The sequence below is a fragment of the Bradyrhizobium sp. Kon37 genome, assembly GCF_055807535.1.
Map to the genome: position 1 here is coordinate 1 of NZ_JBVVOY010000053.1, position 8,129 is coordinate 8,129.

Below are 8,129 nucleotides of genomic sequence, written 5' to 3' on the forward strand. Positions count from 1 at the left end.
CTTTGCCTGCATCGCAAGCGGATCAACATCTCAACCGTGCTGGCGGGCCAAAAGCTCGGCATCAAAGAGGTCGACGAGGGCATTTGGCTCGTCAGCTTCATGCATTATGATCTGGGATACTTCGACCTGGAGCAGAAAACCCTGCAACCTCTCGACAACCCGTTCGGCACGAGGCTGTCACCTATGTCTTAGGTACGTTCCGTTACCCATGTCTTCGGGCCGGACAGAGAGCTGTGACGTAGAAGTGGCGGAGAGAGTGGGATTCGAACCCACGGTACGGTTTCCCGCACACACGCTTTCCAAGCGTGCGCCTTAAGCCACTCGGCCATCTCTCCGGAGCGCACTCTCTTGAAGGGGCGCCGATGATTTTGCAAGGGATCGCGGGGAAATCGGGTGATTTTTCCGTAAGATGTTGTATTTCATAGACAATATCGAACGCCACAGCAGCGCTCGGAACCGCCCGCCGACTGAACCGGTGGTGGGTTTGGCGCGACGATTCACTCAAGATCGTCAAACACGTCCGGGGGCCCCATGACCATCCGCAACATCACCGCCGCGCTGAGCCTGATTTCGGCCCTTGCCGCCGCCTTCGCCGGACCGGCCGCCGCACAGGTCTGCACCCGGCAAGGGGTCGACGTCAGCTGTGACGACGGACGGCGCGGGATGCTTTCGGGCGATACCATCCTCTGGCCGGACGGCACGCGCTCGAGCGCGACGCCACATCAAAGCGTCATCATCGGCAACAAGAGCTCGGTGCATGTCGGGCCCGGCGTGTTCGTCGGCCAGGGCAAGGGCATGGTGCCGCTCGACGATCCGAACGCGCCGAACAAGCGGCAGTGCGCGATTCTGGAGGGCGTGTCGTATTGCTATTGAGGCTCTCGTCTTCAACTCGCCCCCTGCCCTTCCCGTAAGGAAGGGGAGAAGGACACTAGATCAGCCGCACACCTGATATCGCCGACTTGAGCCAGCGCAGCGCTTGCGGCGGCTGGTTCGCGAGCGGCGCGACCGCGGCCTTCTCCGTTCGGCACTTCTCCAGCTCGGCGACGAAATCCGCCGACCATTGCTGGATGGTGTGGCCGCGCAGCTTCTTCATCATCGCATCCCAGCGCATCTTGCGCTCGGTGAGCGGCATCGCAGCCGCGACCGCGATCGCGCGCGCCATGCCGTCGATGTCATGCGGATTGACCAGCAGCGCGGCGTCGAGCTCGTTGGCCGCGCCGGCGAATTTCGACAGCACCAGCACGCCGGGATCGGCCGGATTTTGCGCGGCGACGTATTCCTTGGCGACCAGGTTCATGCCGTCGTGCAGCGGCGTCACCACACCGATCTGCGCGGTGCGGTAGAGACCCGCGAGCACGGCCTGGCTGAAGCCCTTGTTGAGATAGCGGATCGGTGTCCAGTCGGCCTCGCCGTGACGGCCGTTGACGTCGGACACGAGCCGCGCGACCTCGTTCTGCAGATTGCCATAGGCTTCGATGGCACCGCGCGAGGGATTTGCGATCTGCAACAGCGAAATGCTGCGCGCAAACTGCGGATGCTCGGTCCAGAGCCGATCGAACGCGCTGATGCGGTTGACGAGACCCTTGGAATAGTCGAGCCGGTCGACGCCGATCGCGAGCCGCTCGCCATTGAGGCTACGGCGCAGCCGCGACACGTCCGGATGCGACGCCGATTTCGCCGCGTATTGCGCGAACTTCTCGGCGTCGATGCCGATCGGAAACACCTCGCAGCGCGTTCGGCCATGCTGCGAGATCGCAACGCCGTCTTCGACGGCGAGGCCGAGTTCGCTCGCGACATAGCCGAGAAAATTCTGGCAATCGTCATGGGTCTGGAAGCCGATCAGATCGTAGGCCAGCATCGCCGTGATCAGCTCGCGATGATTGGGTACGCCTTGCATCACCGCCGCGACCGGCCACGGCGTATGGAGGAAGAAGCCGATCGGATCGTCGACGCCGAGATCCCGCAGCTCCGCGCCGAGCGCGAGGAAATGGTAATCCTGCACCCAGAACGCGGTTTGTGCTTTCCGGAAACGCATCAAGGCGCGCGCCATGAAGGCGTTGACCTCGCGATAGCTGACATAGTCGTCACGCGAGACGCGGATCAGATCGCTGCGCGAGTGCAGCGCCGGCCACAGTGCCGAATTGGCAAAGCCTTCGTAATAGCCGCCATAGTGCGCCGCCGGCAGATCCAGCGTCGCGATCGCGCCCGAACCCAGTGCTTCGATCTCGGCGAACGGCTCCTTCTGATGGCCGTCACGCACACGGCCCGAGGAACCCACCCAGATCGCGCCCGAATGTTCCACAACGGGTAGCAAGGCTGCCGCGAGACCGCCCGTCATGGGCTCATTGGGTTTGCCGCGCGCGACGCGATTCGAAACGACGACTAAGTTCACAGGTCGTCCCCTCCTGTTTCATTCCACTCCATTTAACTGCCGTTCATCAATATGGTTCCTGATCATCCTTTGCACCAATTGAAACCAAAATCGGGCGCGCGCGTTGGAACCGGTTTACCTTAAGGCAACCCGACGATTTCGCTACACAAAGTCGGCTTTGGAACCGTGGCACGCGCAGCATGAACCCGACGCGCTGGGGAATTACGCGCGCAATATGTGGCTCCGAGATGTCCGTGCCTTATTCCAACCTTGAGTCGTCGAGCAGCCGCGCAAGGAACGCGCGCACGTCGTTCGGCGCGTCGAAGTGTCCGTTGACACCCATGGCGCGGCGGCCGACCGAGAAGGCGAGCCCGTTCATGTCGGGCATGATCGCGAACACGGTCTCGTCGGTGACGTCGTCGCCGATGAAGATCGGACGGCGTCCCTTAAAAGGCTCGTGCTTCATCAACTCGCGCACGCCGGTCGCCTTGGTGAAACCGGAATGCTTGATCTCGCAAACGAACTTGCCCGGCAGCACCTCGATCGGTGCATTGGGCAGGTCGGCGCGGATCAACGAGACGGATTCATAGATCGCCTTCTCCGCATGCGGCGCAAGGCGGTAGTGCAGCGCCAGCGAATAGCCCTTGTCTTCGAGCAGAATACCGGGACTGAGCTTGGCGACCGCCGCAAGCCGCCGCTTCAGCTCCTTGTCCAGCGGCGGCGCGCTGACGGCATCGGCTTCGTTGTCCACCGAAAGCCGCATCTCCGCGCCGTGGCCGGCGACGGCGCGAAAAATATCGGGCGCGAAGATCAGGTCGATGTCGTTGAGCGAACGGCCGCTGACCATCGCCAGCGCGCCCGAGGTGCGCTCCGTCAGCCGGTTCAGTGTTTCCGACAGGCCTGGCGGCACCCACACCTCGCGCGGCGTCGGCATCAGGTCGAGCAGCGTCCCGTCGATGTCGAGCAGGATCGCTGTTTCATTGAGATGCGGCACGAGTGCGTGAGGCACCGGCACCGCATCGGGCGCTTCATCGTCGACCATGGCGCGCTTTTGATCCAATTCAGCCAGTTCTGATTTCATAAGTCTACTCCATGGAAGCCAGCGGCCGCGCGATTTCTTCGAGCGATTTGCGCTCCGCCGAGACGGCATAGCGCCACGCCACGATCGCGGCCGCGATCATCAGGAACGCCCCCAACAAATAGCCTGCGAATACGCTCGTGCGTGATCCCGTGTCGATCAGCGCTCCGAACAATGCGGGGCCGATCACGCCGCCGATGCCGGTGCCGACCGCGTAGAACACGGCGATCGCGAGCGCGCGGACTTCCAAGGGAAACGTCTCGCTGACGGTAAGATAGGCGGCGCTCGCGGCGGGCGAGGCAAAGAAGAAGATCACCATCCAGGCGATGGTCTGCCCCTGCGCGCTCAAGGCGCCGATCGAGAACAGATAGCCCGACAGCGCCAGCAACAGGCCCGACACCCCATAGGTGAACATGATCATGGTCCGGCGGCCGAGCGTATCGAACAGGCGGCCGAGCAGCAGCGGACCAAGGAAATTGCCGGCGGCGAAGGGAAGCAGATACCAGCCGACATGATCGGCGCTGATGCCGTAAAAATCGGTCAACACCAGCGCAAAGGTGAAGAAGATGGCGTTGTAGAAGAAAGCCTGCGCGATCATCAGCACGAGGCCGACCATCGCCCGCTGGCGGTAGACCGAGAACAGCGTGTGCACGACCTCGCGGATCGGCGTGTGACTCCGCATTTTCAGGCGGATCTTGGCGAAGCGCCCGTCGCTCGTATCCTGGCCGTGCCCAATCACCGAGCGCTCGATCTCGTCGACGATGGCGTGGGCCTGGTCGGGACGGCCGTGGATCATCAGCCAGCGCGGACTCTCCGGAATCCACATCCGCATCAAGAGCACGACGAGTCCGATGGCCGCGCCGATGAGATAAGCCAGGCGCCAGCCGAGATCGGGGCCGATCACCGTGGGATCGAGCAGCACGATAGCCGCCACCGCGCCCATCGCCGCACCGATCCAGAAGCTGCCGTTGATGACGAGATCGGTCCAGCCGCGATAGCGCGCCGGCACCAGTTCCTGGATGGTCGAATTGATCGCGGTATACTCGCCGCCGATGCCGGCGCCGGTGAGAAAGCGAAATAGTGCGTAGCTCGCGACATTCCATGACAGAGCGGTCGCGGCCGTCGCCGAGAGATAGAGCGCGAGCGTGATGAAGAACAGCTTCTTGCGGCCGATGCGGTCGGTCAACCAGCCGAAACCGAGCGCGCCGAGCACCGCGCCCGCGAGATAGGCGGAATTGGCAATGCCGAGATCGAGATTGGAGAAATGCAGGGTGGGACTCTGCTTCAGCGCGCCGGAGAGCGCGCCGGCCAACGTCACCTCGAGACCATCCAGAATCCAGGTGATGCCGAGCGCGAGTACGACGCGGGTGTGAAACCCGCTCCACGGCAGCGCGTCAAGCCGTGCGGGAATGCTGGTTTCGATGATGCGATCGGCCGCGTGCGCCGTGGAGACCACAGGTCCATCGTTCGGCGCTGGGCTTCGCTGCAATTCCATCGCGTTGTTGCATCTGACCAATGGACATGGCCCCGGTTCACATGGCGTGGACGGGGGCGATCCGATCAAGGGGGTGCGGCATTCCGCCTGCCGCCTGCGACAACGTCTGCGGCGAGGGCAGGTTCCCGCAGGAACGACCGCTCGCACCGCCGGTTTTCGGTGGAGCCGCAAGGAGTCGACGCATGGCTCATGCCAGAAAGACGACACATTTCAGAAAGACGCCACATGCTCGCAAAACAGCGGCGCGCAAGAGCACCAAACGCGCCGCACCGAAGCGCTGGTCGCAGCACGTGACGAAGGAGAGCGACGCGCTCGACCTCAAACAAGGCGTGTTCAAGCTGACCAGCGCGAAGAAAATCGCGGCTTCGTTGAAGCGCTCGGCCGAGCACAGCGCGCGCCGCAAGACCGGCGCCTACCGCTCGGCGCTGTCGATGCTGACGTTCTACATCAACCGCGCCGGCAAGACGCTGCCGCAGACGCAGCGCACGCGGCTGGAGCGGGCAAAGCTGGAGCTGAAGCGGGCATTCGGGAGGGAGTGAGCGCTAGGTCGTCCTGGACAAGCGCAGCGCCGATCCAGGACCTATTCCCCAGGGAGCGGTTTGGCGATGACTCGGAGTTAGCAGTTCGCCCGATAACTGCTGCTTGGGGTAATGGGTCCTGGCTTTCGCCAGGACGACATTGGCGGGAATGCCCCTACGCCGCCCGGATATTGCCCATGAAGCGGTCGAGCTCGGCGCGCAGACGGGTGCTTTCGGACGACAGTGTCTTGGCCGAATGCAGCACCTCTTCCGAGGCCGAGCCGGTTTCGGCGGCGCCGCGGTTGACCTGGCCGATGTCGGTGGCGGCGGTCTGAGTGCCCTGTGCAACCGTCTGGACGCTGCGCGCGATTTCCTGGGTCGCTGCGCCTTGCTGCTCCACTGCGCTTGCAATCGACGTCGAGATCGACGAGATCTGGCCGATGGTCGCGCCGATCTCCTTGATCGCCGCAACCGACTCGGCGGTGGCCCCTTGCATGCCCGTGATGTGCGAGGAGATCTCGTCGGTGGCCTTCGCGGTCTGGCTCGCCAGCGACTTCACTTCGCTGGCGACAACTGCAAAGCCGCGGCCGGCTTCACCGGCGCGCGCCGCCTCGATGGTCGCGTTGAGCGCCAGAAGATTGGTCTGCTCGGCGATCGCCGTGATGAGCTTGACGACTTCGCCGATCTGCTGGGCGGCATGCGAGAGCTTGCCGATGCGGTTATCGGTCTCCTTGGCCTGCACCACGGCAGCTTCGGCAATGCGGCTGGAATCGCGGACCTGGCGGCCGATCTCCTCGACCGAGGCCGAAAGCTCTTCGGTCGCGGTCGCGACCGACTGCATGTTGCTGGAGGCCTGCTCGGAGACGTCGGCGACCTGGCTCGACAGGCTCTGCGTGGTCTCGGCGGTGCGGGTCAGTGTCGAGGCCGCCGATTCCAGCTGCACGGCGGAGGCAGAGACGTTGGAGACGATGGCACCGACCGCGCTCTCGAAATCGTCGGCGAAGCGGATCAGCTCGGAGCGGCGGCTTGCGGCCTGCTCCCTGTTCTGGAGTTCGTTGGCAGCGGCGTCGCGCTCGGCCTTGGCCACGGCCTGCACCTTGAATTCTTCGACCGCGCCGGCCATCTCGCCGATCTCGTCCTTGCGGCCCAGGCCCGGCAACACGACGTCGAAATTGCCCGAGGCAAGCTCGCGCATCGCCTTGCACATCGCGATCATCGGACGCGAAATGCCATTGCCCAGCATCCAGGCCAACGCGGCGCCAATGGCGAGGCCGCCGAGCGCCATCATCAGCATCGTCCGCTCGGTCTCGCTGATGGTGGCATTGGCGCTCACCTCGATGCGCTGCTGATCCGCCGTCAGCTCCGACCGCAGCTCACCCGAGAGCTTGAGAATGGACGCAGCCGTTTTGGTCATGTCGCCGTTCAGCTTGACGATGACCTTCACGTTCTCGGTCAGCTTCGAAAAGGAGGTGCGGTACTGCTTCAAGAGATTGCTGATCTCGGTGACGCGGTCGGTGATCTTCTGGTCGTTGGCATAGATCGAGACCAGCAACGTCTCCAGGAATTTGATGCGGGCGGTCACGCCGTCGGCGGTCTTCGGCTCCGGCTTGGCGACGAAGGCGCTGACCGAGGTGGAGACCGCAAGGTATTGCGATGTGATGTCCTTGGCCGTGCCCTGAACCGAGTTCAGGCCGGCCAATGCCGCGGTATCGGCAAGATCGTCGAACTTGAAGCGGATCTTGTTGCCGACGCTGTTGAGCTCATCCGTCGCGATCTTGCCGTTCTCGCGCGTCAACGTGATGATCTCGCCGAACACCTTGGTGAAGCTCTTGAAGTCGGCCTCGAGCCGGCCGACCTGCTCGCGGCGCGCGGCGCCCGTGGTGGCCGCCCCAGACTTGGCGATCGCGGCCCTCAAATTCTCTTCGGCCGCTTTGGCGGCGGTCTCATCATCCGCCGCGCCGGTCAGCGTGTAGGCCCGCGCCAGCCCCTGGTAGGCGATCAACTCGCGATCGACCGTCCGCGCAAGGTCCGCTTCGGCGACGCTGGAGCGATACGAGGCCACGGCGGCCTGGATCCGCTCGAAGCCGAAATAGGCGAAAGCCATGCTGACGGCGAGGATGGCGAGCACCGCCACGAAGCCGAGGATGATTTTTGCGCGAAAACGCAAGGTGAGCAGCTTCGATGTGGTCAGCTTCGACTTGACGGGCATTCCCCACCCCATTCCATTCGCGGAAAACCAGGCGCAGCCCGGAAGCAGCCCGCTTCCTGACGCGTGAGCACGGTAAATGGCAAAGGATAAGCGGCGGTAAATTTGTGGCGCCGCAACCGGCGGTTAGGTGACGCAGGTCTCGTCGTACTGGACAAGCGGAGCGGAGCGCTGAGGACTCATTACCCCAGGGAGCGGTTTGGCGATGACTCGGAGTTAGCAGTTCGCCCGATAACTGCTGCTTGGGGTAATGGTCCTGGCTTTCGCCAGGACGACGGCGGAGTGCGTGGCGCGCTTCGAGCTTACGCCGCCCGGATATTGCCCATGAAGCGGTCGAGCTCGGCACGCAGGCGGGTGCTTTCGGACGACAGCGTCTTGGCCGAGTGCAGCACCTCTTCCGAGGCCGAGCCGGTTTCGGCGGCGCCGCGGTTGACCTGGCCGATGTCGGTGGCGGCGGTCTG

General features: G+C 63.7%; 6 protein-coding genes, 1 tRNA gene and 1 pseudogene. 3 read left to right on the forward strand and 5 right to left on the reverse strand.

Annotated features, from left to right (window positions below; translation table 11 throughout):
* A pseudogene (locus AC0L3J_RS36645) lies at window positions 1–192 on the forward strand (hypothetical protein); the annotation flags it as partial.
* Between the two features lie 53 nt (window positions 193–245).
* Here AC0L3J_RS36645 and AC0L3J_RS36650 read toward each other — a convergent pair.
* Window positions 246–335: transfer RNA gene (locus AC0L3J_RS36650), tRNA-Ser, on the reverse strand.
* Window positions 336–531: 196 nt separating this feature from the next.
* Here AC0L3J_RS36650 and AC0L3J_RS36655 point away from each other — a divergent pair.
* Window positions 532–873 carry a hypothetical protein gene (locus AC0L3J_RS36655; protein WP_456766693.1) on the forward strand — a complete coding sequence of 114 codons (342 nt, stop codon included), beginning with the start codon at window positions 532–534 and terminating at the stop codon, window positions 871–873.
* 55 nt (window positions 874–928) lie between these two features.
* Here AC0L3J_RS36655 and AC0L3J_RS36660 read toward each other — a convergent pair whose 3' ends face one another.
* From AC0L3J_RS36660 to AC0L3J_RS36670, 3 genes are all read right to left on the reverse strand, one after another.
* Window positions 929–2,392, reverse strand: a complete 1,464-nt coding sequence (locus AC0L3J_RS36660; RefSeq protein ID WP_473350325.1) for a trehalose-6-phosphate synthase — start codon at window positions 2,390–2,392, stop codon at window positions 929–931.
* A 238-nt stretch (window positions 2,393–2,630) separates the two neighbouring features.
* Entirely contained in the window at window positions 2,631–3,452 is an 822-nt protein-coding gene (otsB, locus tag AC0L3J_RS36665; RefSeq protein ID WP_473350326.1) for a trehalose-phosphatase, read from the reverse strand.
* 4 nt (window positions 3,453–3,456) lie between these two features.
* The gene (locus AC0L3J_RS36670; protein WP_473350327.1) at window positions 3,457–4,944 is read right to left on the reverse strand and encodes an MFS transporter; all 1,488 of its coding nucleotides are present in this window, start codon (window positions 4,942–4,944) and stop codon (window positions 3,457–3,459) included.
* Between the two features lie 182 nt (window positions 4,945–5,126).
* Between AC0L3J_RS36670 and AC0L3J_RS36675 the strand changes: the two genes are divergently transcribed.
* On the forward strand, window positions 5,127–5,483 hold the full coding sequence (locus AC0L3J_RS36675; RefSeq protein WP_473350329.1) for a DUF3175 domain-containing protein: 357 nt from the start codon (window positions 5,127–5,129) through the stop codon (window positions 5,481–5,483).
* 154 nt (window positions 5,484–5,637) lie between these two features.
* On the opposite strand, the gene AC0L3J_RS36680 is transcribed toward AC0L3J_RS36675, so the two are convergent.
* Entirely contained in the window at window positions 5,638–7,671 is a 2,034-nt protein-coding gene (locus tag AC0L3J_RS36680; RefSeq protein WP_473350331.1) for a methyl-accepting chemotaxis protein, read from the reverse strand.
* Window positions 7,672–8,129: the final 458 nt, after the last annotated feature.